Annotated in this window: 9 protein-coding genes; 5 read left to right on the forward strand and 4 right to left on the reverse strand. The window is 34.2% G+C overall.

Translation table 11 applies throughout. The features are described 5' to 3' along the window. Positions 1 to 42 precede the first annotated feature (42 nt). Both B2745_RS06365 and B2745_RS06370 read right to left on the reverse strand, forming a co-directional pair. The gene (locus B2745_RS06365; RefSeq protein ID WP_304064406.1) at positions 43 to 1,584 is read right to left on the reverse strand and encodes a RagB/SusD family nutrient uptake outer membrane protein; all 1,542 of its coding nucleotides are present in this window, start codon (positions 1,582 to 1,584) and stop codon (positions 43 to 45) included. 10 nt (positions 1,585 to 1,594) lie between these two features. Next, positions 1,595 to 4,657: a SusC/RagA family TonB-linked outer membrane protein gene (locus B2745_RS06370; protein ID WP_304064407.1), complete on the reverse strand. Its 3,063-nt coding sequence runs from the start codon at positions 4,655 to 4,657 to the stop codon at positions 1,595 to 1,597. Positions 4,658 to 5,160: 503 nt separating this feature from the next. Between B2745_RS06370 and B2745_RS06375 the strand changes: the two genes are divergently transcribed. From B2745_RS06375 to B2745_RS06395, 5 genes are all read left to right on the forward strand, one after another. Next, positions 5,161 to 5,853 (forward strand): hypothetical protein, encoded by a 693-nt coding sequence (locus B2745_RS06375; RefSeq protein WP_304064408.1) that lies wholly within the window; start codon positions 5,161 to 5,163, stop codon positions 5,851 to 5,853. A 15-nt stretch (positions 5,854 to 5,868) separates the two neighbouring features. Continuing rightward, positions 5,869 to 7,113: a hypothetical protein gene (locus B2745_RS06380; protein WP_304064409.1), complete on the forward strand. Its 1,245-nt coding sequence runs from the start codon at positions 5,869 to 5,871 to the stop codon at positions 7,111 to 7,113. A 192-nt stretch (positions 7,114 to 7,305) separates the two neighbouring features. After that, positions 7,306 to 8,544 carry an MFS transporter gene (locus B2745_RS06385; RefSeq protein ID WP_304064410.1) on the forward strand — a complete coding sequence of 413 codons (1,239 nt, stop codon included), beginning with the start codon at positions 7,306 to 7,308 and terminating at the stop codon, positions 8,542 to 8,544. Next, positions 8,541 to 11,069 (forward strand): T9SS type A sorting domain-containing protein, encoded by a 2,529-nt coding sequence (locus tag B2745_RS06390; protein ID WP_304064411.1) that lies wholly within the window; start codon positions 8,541 to 8,543, stop codon positions 11,067 to 11,069. Before B2745_RS06385 ends, B2745_RS06390 begins: the two co-directional genes overlap by 4 nt. A gap of 83 nt (positions 11,070 to 11,152) precedes the next feature. Beyond that, positions 11,153 to 12,235 (forward strand): glycoside hydrolase family 88/105 protein, encoded by a 1,083-nt coding sequence (locus B2745_RS06395; RefSeq protein ID WP_304064412.1) that lies wholly within the window; start codon positions 11,153 to 11,155, stop codon positions 12,233 to 12,235. A 144-nt stretch (positions 12,236 to 12,379) separates the two neighbouring features. On the opposite strand, the gene B2745_RS06400 is transcribed toward B2745_RS06395, so the two are convergent. Then, positions 12,380 to 15,076 (reverse strand): glycoside hydrolase family 2 TIM barrel-domain containing protein, encoded by a 2,697-nt coding sequence (locus tag B2745_RS06400; protein ID WP_304064413.1) that lies wholly within the window; start codon positions 15,074 to 15,076, stop codon positions 12,380 to 12,382. Between the two features lie 5 nt (positions 15,077 to 15,081). Then, a complete protein-coding gene (locus B2745_RS06405) occupies positions 15,082 to 16,524 on the reverse strand; it encodes a hypothetical protein (protein ID WP_304064415.1) in 1,443 nt (480 codons plus the stop codon). Between the last annotated feature and the right edge of the window lie 353 nt (positions 16,525 to 16,877).

The following is a 16,877-nucleotide window of genomic DNA, read 5'->3' on the forward strand; positions in this document are numbered from 1 at the left end:
TAAGATTGCTTTTAGCAAGCCTAAATAAGTTTTAGGGTTAAATTATTGCCATTCTGTATGTTGGATGAGGGCTTTATTAGCTTCAATCTCTCTTAGTGGTATTGGGAAAAGAGCGTGTTTTACACCAATCAGTAATCTGTTTTCTAATGCAGGAACAGCTACTTTATCAACAGCCATATATTTTGTAACAGCTTCCTGCTCATAAATATTCCATCTTTTAAGATCAAAAAACCTAAGTCCTTCAAAAGCAGTTTCTACCCTTCTTTCATGACGGATAATTTCTATCAGTTTGCTTTGACTTAAGCCTGTACCTTCTACAGCTTGTACTGTAGGCATGGTAGCTCTGGTTCTAACCTGGTTTACTAGGCCAACTACTTCAGCTTCTGTATAAATACCGCTTTCTACTAAGGCTTCTGCTCTGGTTAATAAAACTTCTGGGTAACGTATCACATAAAAGTCTTGTCCCGAATCAAAATTTCTGGTAGATGTTTCTTCGGTAAATTTTCTAACTCTGTAATTTGTTGGAAGTAAATTGGTAGCCGTAATACTTGCCCCTCTAAAAGTGGAAGTATTGGTAACTAAAGTAGCATCAAAACGAGGGTCTCTATTCAGTAATTCATTGCTAGGTACATATAGGGTTGAGGTACTTTTGGGTTTTCCATCTCTAAAATAAAAGTCATTTGCCAGATTGGGTAAAGCTACATAGCCGTTTGGAGGGGCGGGGGCAAAGTATCCTGCAAAAGCAGAGCCTACACCTAAACTTGGACCTGCATAAGCCACTCTAAAAATAATTTCACCACTATTTTCACCAGCCAATTTAAATAAATTACCATAAGGTGTATTTAGATTATACTTATTGAGATCTATTACTTGCTTTGCAGTAATAGCAGCTTCCGTAAAGTTTCTGATGTATAAATATTCTCTTGCAAGTAAAGATAAGGCAGCACCTCTGTCTACTCTGGCCAATTGTATAGCATTTAAAGGCAAAACTGTTCCAGAACTTATTTCTCTTAGTTCATTTACAATGAAGTTATGTAGTTCTTGATTGGTATTTTTAGGGACTTGTGCTTCTGCTAATGTCTGAGATTTTGTAATGAGAGGAGCATCCCGGTAGGTCATAGCTAGAATTTGATAAGCTAAAGCCCTAAGAAATCTTACTTCGGCTTTCATTGTAGTTCTGGTTGTCTCAAGAACTGTAGTAACCCTATCGGCATTATCCAAAAAGTCATTACAACGGGCAATTAAACGATAGCACCCTGTCCATAGGTTACTTACATAAGTGTCTTGCGGAGTATGGTCTCCGCGAGCAACCGAAGCGCCATTAATGAAATTTGAGTTAGCATAGCTATTATCTGTAATGATATCTAATCTGATGACACCACCTGTGGTATAGTCTGTTCCGCCATTATACAATTGTGCATTTTGTAATGCTGCATAACAACCTGTTAAGCCTCTGTCTAAATCTGCAGATGTTTTCCAGAAAGTTTCTTTAGACAAAGCATTAGGATTAACTTCATTTAAAAAGTCTTTAGAACAGCTATTTAGTGTTATGATAGTGGTGATAAGGAAAATAATCTTTTTCATGTTTTTAGATTTAAAATGTTGCACTTAGACCCAAAGCGATATTTTTTGTATTGAGATAACCCAGATTTCTATCATCTGTAGCATCCTTTTCTACATCAAAATTTTTAATATTTGTCCAGGTATAAGGGTTAACTGCACTAGCATAAATTCTAATTCTAGACATTTTTAACTTAGCTATGATGTGCTTTGGAATAGTATAGCCAAGCTCTATATTTTTTAATCGTAAATAAGATGCGTCTCTAAATCCGTAAGAATCGGATGCACCATAAGTAGAGTATAAATCATTATTAGCATTGTTCCCAAATCTTGGTAAGACACCATCTGTATTGCTTAGCGTGAATCTATCTGTCCATACGTTAAGTTTTTGTTGCCTTACACCAATACTTGATAAATCAGTATATCTTCTGTTAACACCTTCTATACCTTGTAGAAAAATATTAAGATCAAAACCTTTATAAGAGCCTCCCAGATTAAAACCATAACTTAACTTAGGAAAAGGATTACCAATAATGGTTCTATCATCAATAGTAATTCTATTATCGCCGTTTAAATCTCTATATCGGATATCACCTATCCTTAAAGGAATACTACCAAAACCTGCTGGGGCGGCTGCAAGTTCTTCTGCAGTACGAATAATACCTTCTGCTATATATCCATAATAAGAATCTATAGGCGAGCCAGGTACCAGAATGGTATTACCATTAATAACCCTATCCTGAGAAGCTAAGCTTACTACTTTATTTTTGATGATAGAGCCATTAATGCCTACTTGATATTTGAAATCACCAATACTGTGGTTATGAATAAGATTGAGTTCTATTCCCCTGTTATTAACGGCAGCCGAATTTTGAGGTGGTGCACCTAATCCTCCTAAAGTGTTAGGAATAGGTGTTGTAAATAAAATATTGGTCGCATCTTTATTGAAATAATCTGCTGTTAGGGCTAACTTTCCTCTGAAAAACTCAGCGTCAATACCCATATTCGACATGGTAGTAGTTTCCCATTTTATAGCTGCATTAGCCAAACTGGTTACCGCTACACCTGGGCTTAAAGTACCATTAAAAACATAATTTTGGTTTAGATTGTAATTTTGAACAAAAGCGTAGTTACCAATTTGTTGATTACCTAAAGTACCATAACTAGCTCTTATTTTTAATAAACTTATGTATTTATTGTCTTTTAGAAAAGACTCTTCTGATACTACCCAGCCAGCAGAAATTGAGGGAAATAAGGGATATTGTTGAGACTGTGGTAACCTGGAAGAACCATCTATACGGGCATTTAGTTCAACAAAGTATTTATTGTCATAATTGTAATTAACCCTGCCTAAAAAAGATTGTAAAGCAACTGCATTTGTGCTTCCCGTATTGGTAGGTTGTTCTGTACTGGCACCAATAACTCTTATATCATTACTAGGAAGGTTTACAACGGAAGCACTAAAATTTTCAGTCTTATCATATTGTACAGTATGACCAATTAAAACCTTAACATCATGTTTTCCTATTCTTTTATTATAGCGTAAAAGATTTTCATTTACGTAGTTGGTAAAAGTTTCATTGGCATTTGTTAAACTATTAGGAGTTCTGGCAACAATGATGTTTCTATCGGGACCATAACTGTCCAAACTAGGGTTAAACCTTACTGATTTGGAGTTTAAGTAAATGACCGCTAAACTGGAAGTAAAACTAAAATCTTTCAAAAATTTGGCTTCTACAAAAGCTTTTCCATCTAATCTATACTCGTCTGTATCAAATTGTTGTTCATAAAGAAATCTTAATGGATTTTTAATTTGAAATAAGGAAGTACCATCTGTATAACCATATTCTCTGAAGCTATAACGGGCAGGAACAGTTGGTCTTGTAAAAGCACTTAACACCCTGTTGATACCATTGTCTCCAGCATCATTTCCATCAGCAGCGGCAATGGGTTCTTTAATTTTTTGCTTTAAACCTCTTAGATTAAGCCCAAAACTTATAGCTTTAGAAACTTGATGATCTAAGTTAGCTCTAAGCTGTATTCTATCTGCACCTGTATTTACTAAAGCCCCTTCCTGTTTCTGGTATTCTGTAGAGATCAAATATTTACTAAAGTCACTTCCTCCAGACAAAGAGATATAATGATTTTGCATGGGTGCAGTTTGATAGATTTCATCAAACCAATCTGTATTAGCAAAACGATCTGGGTCTGTCTGATCTTTAATTTTCTGAATCATTTCTGGTGTAAATTCTGGAGCTGCACCTGTCTCAGTTAAAAAATCATTGTAAGTATTGGCCCATGTAAAAGCATCCATATAATCTGGTTTTATTAAAGGCTTTTGCCAGGATACGGTTTCTCTAATTTGAACTTTGGGCTTGCCATTTTCACCCCTCTTGGTAGTTACCAGGATGACACCATTGGCTGCTCTAACACCATAAATAGAGGCAGAAGCCGCATCTTTTAAAACAGAAATACTTTGTATATCGTCTGGTGAAAGGTCTCCTAATGATGCAACATCAGTGGGTACACCGTCTATCACCACTAAAGGGTTGTTATTATTAAGCGTACCAACACCTCTTATTCTTATTTGGGGGTCGTTTTTACCAGGTTGATTGTTAAAAGAGCTAATGGTTACGCCCGGTAATCTACCTTGTAAGGCAGTAGCAGCATTTGCAATAGGTAATCCTTGTATATCATCCATGTTTACAGATGCTACAGCGCCTGTAAGATTAGCTTTCTTTTGTGAACCATAACCCACAACAATCACCTGATTGAGTTGAGTAGCATCTGGTTTTAAACTTATATTTATAAAATCCTGATTTTTTATACTTAAGGTCTGGCTTTCATAACTTAAGAAAGTAATTTTAATGATGGCTTCTGAAGAAGATAGGATAAGTGTAAACTCGCCATTTTCATTAGTTGTTGTTCCGTTACTAGTACCTGTTTCCAAAATACTTGCACCTGGTACAGGTTGATTAGCTTCATCGCTAACCTTTCCCTTTAAAATTTTTCTGGTTTGGGCATGGGTAGTTAAGGATGCTAAAAACAAAAATAGAATCCAGACCAAAGGTCCTTTTAGTAAGTAGTAATATTTCATATTGTTAGGTTTAATATTTAATGAAAGGTTAAAAGGATGGGGTTTACCATTCTAAAAAGTAAAGCACACAGCGCTTGCATGTTAAGTCATTTTTTTATGGTTTTAATAAACAACTGGGAGTTGTATAATTGGTTAATTTGTATCTAGAAAGAATTGTTAATTTTCTAAATCACAAATACTAAGCTCGTCTGATTTTCTGGAAGTAAAGACAGTCATTTATTTCATACAAGCATGTCTGTTAGTCCAGCTTCTGTTTTAACATTCAACATCAGTGTTGTTTGATTTTAAGACAAACTCAAACGCCTAGTTGTCATCATCATCTTAACTATACCTGATAACAGTTATTTAGACTTTGCTTTTGTATCAATTAGCATGGTGAATTGCAATGATTGACTCTTACCAATTGTGATGAAAGAAACGATTATTGTGAAGCTGAATTATTCCTGTATTTAAGAGGAAATAGAAAGGCTTACAACCAAAAAACAAACCTTAAATAATTCATAATGACTAAATCTTTTCTTGTAGGGGCATTAGCTTTATTCAGCAATTTTACGCTTTATGCTCAATCAGACCTCAATCCTCAAAAAGTTCCTTATCAACAAAATTTTAATGCCTTAGATGGTGTTTCAAAAGAATATCCGGCAGGCTGGCAAGGTTGGAAAATATCTAGTTCTACACCATCAAATGTCGGTAGGTTAGCACCCGGGTTAACAAATGTCCCTTTAACAGTTTCAGCTTCTGCAGCCAATGTTTATCCAGGTGTTTATGATTTTGATGGTAAAATTGGTTTAGCTAGTAATTATAATAACGATAACAGTATTATTCTCTCCCTTAATACAACAGGAGTACCAGCCAATAAAGTTTTAAAACTTTCTTTCGATGCCATGGTGATGAGAAATCTTTACGATGGAACAACTAATGATTTTGTACAAGGTTTAGCGCTGATGTATAGAGTTGATACGGTAGGAACATACAAAATGATTAGCAATGATTTCATTGATAATTCTGGAGCACCCATCAATACCTCAAAAACAACAACAGGAGTAAATTTAAAGAAAGTGTCTTTTGATTTACCTCAGACAATCAATGGTAAACCAATTGTACAAATTAGATGGGTGATACGCTCCGTTTCAGGTACACCTCCAGCAGGTAGAGACAGACCAAATTTTGCTATAGATAATGTTCGTGTAGAATAATTAAAAATAAATTTTATGAAAAAATCAATACTTTACATTTTATTACTAACAGGTTCTGGTTTAATGGCTCAAACCAATCCTACACCCGTAAGTATTCCTTACCCTGCTGCTTATTCACAAAATTTTGATGCCTTAGATGGTACAGTAACAACCTATCCAGCGGGTTTTCAGGGAGGGCAGGTTTCTACTTCTGCTCCCAGTTTTTCTGGCAGATTAAACCCTGCTACAGCAGATGTAACTTTAAGAGCAAACGGAACTGCAGCAACAACAGGGTTTGTTTGGGATGGTACCGGTAAAATAGGGTTCAATAGCGATGCTGGTGCGGATAGATGTATCATGTTGGCTTTAAATACTTCAACAGTTCCTGTTACAGAGCAAATTAATGTAGCATTTGACGCTTTAGTGATGCGGAATCTTTATGATGGTGTCTCTAACAATTTTGTTGCTGGTTTGGCCTTTATGTACAGAGTGGGTACCACAGGAAATTTTACCTTAGTAAATAATAATTTTATTACCAATGAAAATGCAGCACAAAATACCTCTAATACTAGTACTACACCGGTTAGAACAGTAAATGCCTCTTTCAATTTACCCTTAGCTTGTAGTGGTCAACCTGTTGTACAAATCAGGTGGATTATGAGAGAAGTATCTGGAAATGCTGGTAGTGGTAGCTCTAGGCCTAGTTTTGCTATAGATAATATTGTAGCAAGAGGAGTAAGTACAATGCCGGTAAGTTTTGAGTCTTTAACCAGTAAGCTATCTAACCAAGGTGTTGATTTAACATGGAAAACATTAGCGGAAACCAATAATGATAAATTCGAGATTTGGAGAGCGGGGGAAGATAAAGACTTTAAAAAAATTGGAGAAGTTAAAGGGAAAGAAAATTCTACACAGGTAAATATATATAGTTTTAAAGATGTTTCACCGTTAAACGGTAGTAATTATTATCGATTAAGTCAAACAGATTTTGATGGTACTACTGAAATTTTAGCTATCAATTTTGTGTATAACGGAATATCTAAACTTCAGTCGAGCTTTTTTTATAATCATGATGTAATCCATTTAAATATCATGGATAAACCTCTTGAAAAAGTTCAATTTAAAATTCTGGACATCAAAGGAACAAAGCTTTTTGATGAGAACTTTTATGTAAAAGAAGCGCAGGATATTCAATTAAAAACTCAACTCAATAAGGGAATTTATATCGGCATATTAGAAATAGATCGACAAGTATTTTCAAGAAAATTTGTAGTTAACTAGTATTCAGTTTCATCAAACCATGATGAGGTTGTCTTGAATTGTCTAATGTCAGGATATAAGAATGCAGCGTCTTTTATCCTGACTTATCAGATACATGTATACTTGCTTTAGGCATACAATCTACATAACAAATATGATGTCTAAGACAGCCTCTCTATTAAAAATTAATATAGCTTCAGAATAGCATTATACATGAATAACGATAAAAACAAGACAAGAATATTAAACGCAGCGGTAGTAGTAGCAGCCTTAGGCTATTTTGTAGACATCTATGATTTATTACTGTTTAGCATCGTAAGAGTACCCAGTTTAGTATCTATGGGCTTAACAGGAGATACCTTAACGAATGAAGGCATGTACATACTAAATGCCCAGATGTTGGGATTACTGATAGGGGGATTGGTGTGGGGCGTATTAGGAGATAAGAAAGGTAGATTATCCGTGTTATTTGGTTCCATATTTATCTATTCTATAGCCAATATTGCTAATGGCTTTGTAGAAAGTACAGATGCATACGCCTTTTGGCGTTTTATAGCAGGCTTTGGACTAGCGGGAGAATTAGGAGCAGGAATAACCCTGGTAGCAGAGATTATGCCCAAAGAGAAGCGAGGTTACGCCACTACGATAGTAGCCTCTATAGGGGTAAGTGGGGCAGTGGTAGCCTATTTCATAGCCCAGTATTTTGATTGGCGCACCTCATTTTTCATAGGCGGAGGATTAGGACTGTCATTATTATTACTTCGAGTAGGAGTAACAGAATCAGGCATGTTTAAGAAAGCCCACCATAGTAATGAGAAGAGTGGAGATTTTATGATGTTACTAAAAAGCCGAAAGCGTTTTTTAAAATACTTAGGCTGTGTGGTGATAGGAGTACCCCTATGGTTTGTAGTAGGGATATTAATTACCTTATCACCAGAGTTTGGCAAGGTATTACAAGTAGATGGCGAAGTAAACGGCGGAGCAGCTGTAGCTTGCTGTTATGCAGGTTTGGTGCTAGGCGATATAGCAAGTGGTTTGCTAAGCCAATACCTAAAAAGCAGGAAGAAGGTAGTGTATGTTTACCTGTTTTTATCCGTCATAGGTATAAGTTTATTTCTAGGCTCCAGTCAAATCAGTTTAATTACTTTTTACAGTATCTGTATATTTTTAGGATTCTCAGTAGGCTACTGGGTCATCTTCATGACGATAGCAACCGAGCAGTTTGGAACCAATATCAGGGCAACGGTAACTACAACAGTACCCAATGTAGTAAGAGGAGCAGTGGTACCGCTTAGTTTGTTGTTTCAGTTCTTCACAGGCTTTTTCAATAACAACTTAATACATGCAGGTATAGCAGTAGGCATCATCAGTTTAGGCTTAGCATTTTGGGCTTTAAAATACATGGAGGAAACCTTTACTAAAGATTTGGATTACTTGGAGGAAACAGAATGAAAAATTTTATAAAGCTTATATTTTTAGGAACGATATTATTATTTCCATGCTTGTTATGTGGGCAAACACAACCTACTCCTCAAGATATAACAGGTGGTTATGTTCAGGATTTTTCGTCTCTAACGGGTAATGGAAATGCTGTTTATCCCAATGGTTTTAAAGGGTGGTTAGTTGCTAATGGAGCCCCAAGCACTACTGTTAGGACAAACGAGCCTATTTCAGATTTAAATATCAGACAGTCTGGTAATGCTTCCAGCACAACAACAGGAATTTATGATTATAGCGGAAAATTAGGGTTGTTAAGCAGTAGTTTCAGCGATTTAGCTATTGTACTAGCTATAAATACAAGCTCTGTCATGAGTCCTAATCAGGTACAAATAAGTTTTGATGCCATGGTATTGAGAAATTTATACGATGGCTCAGTAAATAATATGTTAAATACATTAGTTCTGCAATATAGAATAGGTGAGACTGGAAGTTTTACCAATGTAAATAATGTTGCCAAAAATGGTACAACAACAAATACCACAGGGGTAAATGGAGTTGATATCAAAAACTCGATTTTTAAATTACCTCTTGCCTGTAATAACCAACCTGTAGTACAACTACGATGGATCATTAGAGCTGTTTCTGGAAATGCTGGTAGCAGACCAAGTTTCGCTATAGACAATATCATGATAAATGGTGTTGCGCCAACGAGTACACCACCTTTTACAGGTTATCAAATAACTTCAAAGAATATTACTATAGTTAGTGGCACAACGTATCAAACCAATGTACTGAATGAGATTAACAGATCGGCTAATTTGAATCATTATTTAGCCTCATCAGATGATTATGTAGGTACAACCAAAGCTTTCTTTACTACCTATAAAAACCCAGTAAGTGGTGTTTGGAATTTTGTTGATCCTGAAGGTTTTCTGTTCTATTCAACTGCTGTAAATCAGGTCTTACCTGGAGGTGGGGTAGATCCTGTTCATCAGCTTAGAGAAATTAATAGTAATACTATTGGCAACTTTTCTGATGAAACCATTACGGTAATGCCTTATACACCAAGGCTAAATTTGGGCGATACTTATACCTATACAAATTCAAGAGTAAGAAATCTATATCTCAGCGGAATTTTTCCGGTATTTGATCCAGATTTTGTAAGTCATGCAAATACCAGGGCTTCAACTTTAATAACACCCGAGAAAATAGCTGATAAAAATCTGATAGGATATTTCTCTGATAATGAAGTAAAACTAGGAAATCCATTTTCTGGAGATAAACTCATTGTTGCCTTTCTTAAGGTCTCAAATTATGGTGGTCAAACTCAGGCCGATAATGATCCTAATTACATAGCTGCCGTAAATTGGATGAAAAGCCGGCATGGTGGAGTTTTAACAAACCCTAACCAAGCTGATATTCAGGAATGGCCTGGTTATTTGGCAGATAGATATTATAGCGTGTGTAAAGCAGCTATTAGAGCAGTAGACACCAACCACCTTTACATTGGAAGCCGTTTACATCAGGATTTGTTAAATCCTTATCTGTTTCAGGCTGCCGGGAGGCATTTAGATGTTGTATCTGCAAACAATTATAATGTTTGGACAGAAGCTTCTATAAATGCCCGATTAAATGTTTGGGCAGATAATGCCCAAAAACCTTTTTTAATAGGTGAGTTTTATGCAATGGCACAGGATTCTGGTTTACCTAATGATGAAGGTGCAGGTTATAAAGTTTATACTCAACAAGATCGGGCAGATTTTTTTGAGCATTATACTATGACTATTCTAAAGCATAAAGCCAGTGTAGGCTTTCAGTTTTTTAAATATAGAGATGACCCTGCCAGTAGTACTGATCCTTTAGCAGGCAGCAATAAAGGCTTATTAAATAAAGACTATGAATGGTGGGAACCGATGAAAAATTCTTTTTCAAAAATCTCAAAGGATATATATCGGTTACGAAATTATTTAATTACCGGAAATCAAACCTTGCCTGTGGTTTTAAAACAATTTACTGCCGTTAAATTAAGCAACGAAGTAAAGATTTTATGGGAGACAGCTGAAGAATATCATCATGATTATTTTGAGTTATTGCATAGCACAGATGGTATTCATTTTAAACAGATAAAAAAAACATCTGGTAAATTAAATAGTAGTACCCCTGTTCTTTATAGCTTTTACCACCAAAATCCAAGTATTGGTAATCATTATTACAAGCTAATTCAGTATGATTTAGATGGCAAACAAACCGATTATGGGACTAAAGTAGTAACGTTTTTACCTCAATTAGATGATACAGTACAGGTGTATCCAAATCCTTCTTCAGGATTGGTAAATATTATTTTTAATACTCAAGAAGAAATTAAAGAGATTAAAATCTATGATTTATCTGGTACCGAGAAATATCATGTTAAACTAGATAATACTAAGCAAAAACATGTTGTTTTAAATCTTAAAGACCAATTATCATCTGGATTATACCTATTGCAGATGACTACCTCTAAACAAATAAAATATTCAAAATTAATACTTCAATAATCACCATGATGTCTTCTACTAAACATTTAAAGCTTTTTCTTTTTGTTCTTTCTTTAATATTCTCTTCATGCACTAATAAATTCGTGATTAAAAAAGTAGCCAATGAAGTTATAAGCAATACAAACTATCATTTAAACGAGCTAAAAGTAGGTGAGAATCCTTCTAGATATAATGAATGGATGTACCAGAATTTCATGATTATGGAAGCTATGGATCAATTAGGACTAAGTTTTCAGAATAAGGCTTATGCCAGCTATGCTAAACGTAATGTTGATTTTTTCTGTGCTTATCAGAATAGCGAGATAAAAAACGAGCAGATAAAAAGTATGTTATGGTACAGTAAGCCAGATGAAATGTGGCATTGTGGAATGATAGCCGCTTTTGCAGATCAACAGGCACTTTATCCAACTCCTGAAAAGTTAAAAGGAATTAAAATTTTTGAAGATTTTCTAGCTTCAGCACCAAAATTAAAAGACGAGACCTTTGTTAGATTTAAAGAGGTTAATTATAATTCTAAAGCTGTACAGATAGATGATATTTACATGGTATCTCCTTTTTGGGTAAGAATGTGGAAATTAACAAACAAAGAAGCATATTTAGAAAAAGCTATCTCAGAAACTTTAAAGTATGATGAATATTTGTGGGATAATAAAAATGAATTAATGCATTGTTTATGGCTAGAGAGTACTCAAAAAACAGCTGCTCATTTTTGGGGTAGAGGTAATGGATGGTTTATTATGGCTTTAACAGATTTGTTAGATAATTTACCAAAAGAGCATCCTCAAAAAGAAAAACTGCTAGCCATATTTAATAAAGTAGTTAAAGGTTTACAAAAATATCAGGCACCAGATGGCTTATGGCATCAGGTGATAAATGTAAAAGAAAGTTTTACAGAATCTTCTTGTTCTGGGATGTTTACTTATTGTATTTTAAAAGGGGTAAATGAAGGTTGGTTAGATCAGTCTTATAAACAAACAGGTATTAAAGGTTGGGAAGGTTTACAAACGAAGCTTACTAAGGATTTTAAAATTAAAGATACCTGCCCACCAACAGATATGAGTGAAGATGTTCAATATTATTTAAATCGCTCAAGAATTACACATGACCAACATGCTATTGGTCCTTTCTTATTAGCCGGAGCAGAATTATTAAAGTTGAATAAATAATTCTTTACAATAAAGTAGAGGCTGTCTCAAATCACCATTTTGTGTCAGGCTGAGCGGAGTCTAAGCCTTTTCTGAGTATATCAGAGAACATTTCGACTCCACTCAATGTGACAAATATGATTTTTGAGACAGCCTCTTTTCACTTTAAAATACTCGTTTTATTTGGATACCATTTAAAATACTTTTATTTTTTATTTCTCTAAAGCTTACTATTATTCCCTTGTTATCTTTAGCATAAATAATAAACTTTTCGCCAACAGCAGTTTCAGGGATAAGTTCAAACGCTGTACCGAAATTGGCCATAACTTTCTTATCGTTAATAAATACATCAAATTCACGTTCTTTAAACTCTTCTGTATTTTTCTGTGAACTTAAATTATAAACCAATTCCTCTTTACTTTTCTTGGATAAAAGCTCGGCAAAGTGTAAAACAACTTCATACTTACCGTCTGGTACATCAAATCTAAAAGCTTCTAAACCTATTCTTTGAGTTTGATAAATAGGGTCTAAATTTGTACCTAAAATATCTTTATCAGAACCAAAAGATTGTCTTACGTTATTTGGTATTTTATAAATTTCGCCACCAACAAAACCCCAACTTCCGGTTTTGTAAGCTTGTTCTGGTATCCATATTTCGTGATTAACGTTATCATGAAATATTCTTTTATCACCTAAACTCACATTTAATTGTTGAAATGGTATGAGAGGGTTTCTAAGATTTTGATTTACCAACCTGAAATCTATATTAAGCAGGTCTGTAATCATTTTCTTTTCATGCTCTACACTAGCTAACAACGTATTTATTCCATCTTTAAATGGTACTTTAAAAGTTGCAATTCCGTTGATGGTTTTCTCTTTAAATTCATGTATACCATTTAAAAGTAGTTTAATAGTTGGCATATTAGAGAAAACTTGAATGTTTTGAGTAGAGGTTAAACTGGTATCTGTATCTGCAAAACCTGTTCTCAAGTTCCATTCTTTAGAGCCAATTTGTACGAAAGGGGTTTTTAACAAACGAGCCTGATAGTACCTGTAAGGATCTTTAGGTTCACGATTATAAGTAAGTATCCCTTTTGTATTCATGTGCGGAGTAGCTTCTGCTCTTTCTTCTGCATTAAATTCTGCCAGATTCCAAATCATTGCTGCAGAGACAAAAGGTCTTTCAAGTATAGCATTTATGTAAGAATCATGGTATAGGGTTGCATATTCTACCGATTTATCGAATCTTTCGGGCGAGTTGCTATGTATTCTGGTGTCAGAGTCTGCACCATATTCTGTTACTAAAAGAGGTTTATGAGGAAGTTCCTGATGATGTTGGTCCAAGAATTTATCAAAGCCCTTTAAATTAGCCCCATACCAACCTTGATACAAATTCCAACCTACTAGTTTTGGTATTTCTGTAAGTTTATATTTTTTATATAAAGCAAAGTTACCATGGTTAGGTATCATGGTGTATCTGGTTTGGTCTTCTTTTAGTGTTAAATTTTCTAGTTCTTGGGCTAACTGAGCTACGCGATTGAAATAGGTGTCTTGTGCAGCAGAACCTTTTTCATATCTAGGTCTTAGCATAATTTCATTCATATAAGCCCAAATGATAATGCTTGGGTGATTATAATTTTGTCTGATCATTTCCAAATGCATCTGTTTAGCATTGTTGGCAAAAGCTTCAGTCTCTGTAATCCTGTTAACCAATGGAGTTTCCACAGATGTAAGTATCCCCAGCCTGTCACAAGCTTCTAAAATTGCAGGATCTTGTGGATAATGAGCTACTCTTAAAAAATTAGCACCCATTGCTTTAAGAAGTTGTACATCACGGGTGTGTAAAGCATCAGATAGCGCATTTGCTTTATTTAAATAATCTTGATGTCTGCTGGCTCCTATAAGCTTTAATGGTTCGCCATTTAAAAAGAAACCTTTATCAGCATCAAAATTAAACCATCTAAAACCCACTGGATTTTCTAACTGGTCTAATACCTGTCCACTTTTTTGGGTTTGAATGGTAGAAACTACTTTATAGAGATAAGGATTTTTTGTAGACCATAAATGAGGGTTATTTATATTCTCAAAAAGAAAAGAGAATGACGTTTTTTTATCTTTGAATGCTTTAATTTTCTGACTTTTCTTCGCTACAATTTCATGGTTTGCGTTCAAAAGTGTATGATGAATAATAAGCTCCTCTGTTTGCCCAGTATAATTTGATAAATTACCTTTGATAGCTAAAGAAGCTGAAGTTTTACTCACTTGAGGGGTAGAAATAAAAATACCATTTGATGCTACATTATCCATATCAAAATGGATTTTATCTACAACTTTCAAATATACATCACGATAAATACCCCCAAAAAAAGTAAAGTCTGCTGATAATGGAGCTATATCTTCATGATGGCTATTGTCTAACTTTACATGTATTTGATGTTTTGTTACAGAATCATGATCATTTAAATATTGATCAATATTAAAGCTGAAAGCCGTATAGCTACCAATGTGTTTACCTACAAATTTTCCATCTATAAAAACTTCTGCAACTTGTGCAGCACCTTCAAAATGAAGATAAATAGATTTTGATTTCCAGTCTTTTGGGATATCAATAGTTTTACTGTACCAGCTAATACCTCTATAATATCCAGGCTCATCATCTACAACATCTTTATCATTCCAACTATGAGGAATAGAAATTTTTGTCCAATTTTCATTTTTTTCATCCCAGGGTAACCCGTTTAAGCCACCCTTATGAAAAAGCCAATTACTATTAATAGATTTTATAATTCTTGTTTGAGCAAATATTTCATGAGAGAATAAATAACAAGAAAGTATAAGGATAAATTTTAAAGTGTTTCTCATAAGAATTATTTATTCAAGCTATCAAAATAGGAAATCAACCTATATCTATTCATGTTAAGTTGTTTCATTTTGTTTGAAAGAGGAGTGTAAAATTGATAGTCATTATCAACTATTCCCTTATTTGAATCTGTATTAGAGCCGGTTGCTTTTTTATTGTCTGGATCATTATCTTGATATTTAAACCAATGCCATCCAACACAATTTTTAGATTCTAACAATCCTAAACAAAAATTTTGGTAAGCTTTTCCTCTATCTTCCTGATTTCTTACCTGCCATCCGGCACCAGAAAGATTAGGAAAACCTGTATCAACGCCCTTGGTATAGAACTCTGTGATCATAAAAGGTTTACCTGCCCAATCACCCCATTGCTGCATTCTTTCTTTACTAGGTGTCCATGCACCATAATAGTTAATAGATATAATGTCACTGTATTTACCTGCTACCTTCATAAATTCTGGGCTATTTTTCTCACTTCTATATAACCTGGTACCTAAAATGAGATGATTAGCATCAACACTTTTAATAGCATGATGAACGGCACTATAATATTTCTCCGCTGCCAAAGCCATAAACTCATTTTTAAGTTCTGGTGTCAATTCTTTCTCTGTAATTCCCTTTTCAGTAAGCCAGTTTTTTGCAGCTAAATAATTGGGGTCATTCTGATTTGATATTTTTAAGTACTCTTCTAAATTGGTGGTAGAAAAGGGGATTTCATTATCAGTGAAATACCCAAACAAATTCGGATCTTTCTTAAATTCATCAATTTTTTTTGCTAGCTTTTTGCAGAAAGCTGGAAATTCTGGATCAAAAGCGTAAATAAGACCTTTTTTATGTCCTGTGTTCCCCAATTCTTTATAACTTCCGCCTCTTTCTCTGGTATAAGCAGCCATGAAATTTAGAATGATACAGTAAGAAACAGGTTTTTTAGCTACTTTATTATGATTGATGAAGCTTTCATAATCAGACCAAGAACCAATGCTGTTAAATCCTAAATCAATAATTTTTTGATGTGTTTCTTGTGCCCATTCATCATTGCTATTATTAAAATATTTTTCAAAAGCAGTCTTATTTCTGTCAGATGTTCCTCTTGAGACACTGTTAATAGAAACATTGGTGCCTGCGTAGCCATCTGGGTCAATAATCCACCACCTGTTGTTGATCTTTTCAATCCTAAAAAAACCTGTAGATTTAAATTTTAGTGACAAATCACTTCCATATTTATTGAAGGTAATTTTATCAACAGGTTTAAAGTCATTAAAATTGTCAATAAGTCTGGTTTCAAATTTCTTCCAGTCAGAGTATTTAGAGTTTCTGTTAGCATCTATACTCCAGGTTTTAGCTTCAACATATTCAGATAAATAATTACCTGATTGTTTAGCTTGAGAAAAGCAAAGAGAGGCGCTGGTTAAAGAAAGACCTAGCACCATCATAATGGTTTTATAATTCATGATTAAAGATTAATAATTGATGGAGCTAATTTATCTACTCTTATTGAGCTTAAGTACTTTCTAATGTTTCAAAAGAACTAGTTTGATGTAAGCATTTATCAAATTTATAAGACTATTAATATTTATGCTAACTCTTTATACATGTTTTTTAATGATAAGCAAAGCTATTTTCATATTTTGTACAATGTCACATTAAGCATGCTTGTTTGAAAAAAACAGCATGAAAAACTCATACACTATTTTTTCAATTTTGATTTAAACAGATAATTTATTTTGATTTGAAAAATAGCAATTTAAAACCGCAACTTAATTTATTCTTTATTGGGATATTATTAATTATTGGAGTGTTGCTA

This window comes from Pedobacter glucosidilyticus (genome assembly GCF_002483235.1).
Classification (GTDB): domain Bacteria; phylum Bacteroidota; class Bacteroidia; order Sphingobacteriales; family Sphingobacteriaceae; genus Pseudopedobacter; species Pseudopedobacter glucosidilyticum_B.

Excerpts from the sequence above, each read along its gene's own strand:
- B2745_RS06380 (WP_304064409.1), top strand. The coding sequence starts at position 5,869 with ATGAAAAAATCAATACTTTACATTTTATTACTAACAGGTTCTGGTTTA.
- B2745_RS06365 (WP_304064406.1), bottom strand. The coding sequence starts at position 1,584 with ATGAAAAAGATTATTTTCCTTATCACCACTATCATAACACTAAATAGC.
- B2745_RS06405 (WP_304064415.1), bottom strand. The coding sequence starts at position 16,524 with ATGAATTATAAAACCATTATGATGGTGCTAGGTCTTTCTTTAACCAGC.
- B2745_RS06400 (WP_304064413.1), bottom strand. The coding sequence starts at position 15,076 with ATGAGAAACACTTTAAAATTTATCCTTATACTTTCTTGTTATTTATTC.
- B2745_RS06385 (WP_304064410.1), top strand. The coding sequence starts at position 7,306 with ATGAATAACGATAAAAACAAGACAAGAATATTAAACGCAGCGGTAGTA.
- B2745_RS06390 (WP_304064411.1), top strand. The coding sequence starts at position 8,541 with ATGAAAAATTTTATAAAGCTTATATTTTTAGGAACGATATTATTATTT.
- B2745_RS06370 (WP_304064407.1), bottom strand. The coding sequence starts at position 4,657 with ATGAAATATTACTACTTACTAAAAGGACCTTTGGTCTGGATTCTATTT.
- B2745_RS06375 (WP_304064408.1), top strand. The coding sequence starts at position 5,161 with ATGACTAAATCTTTTCTTGTAGGGGCATTAGCTTTATTCAGCAATTTT.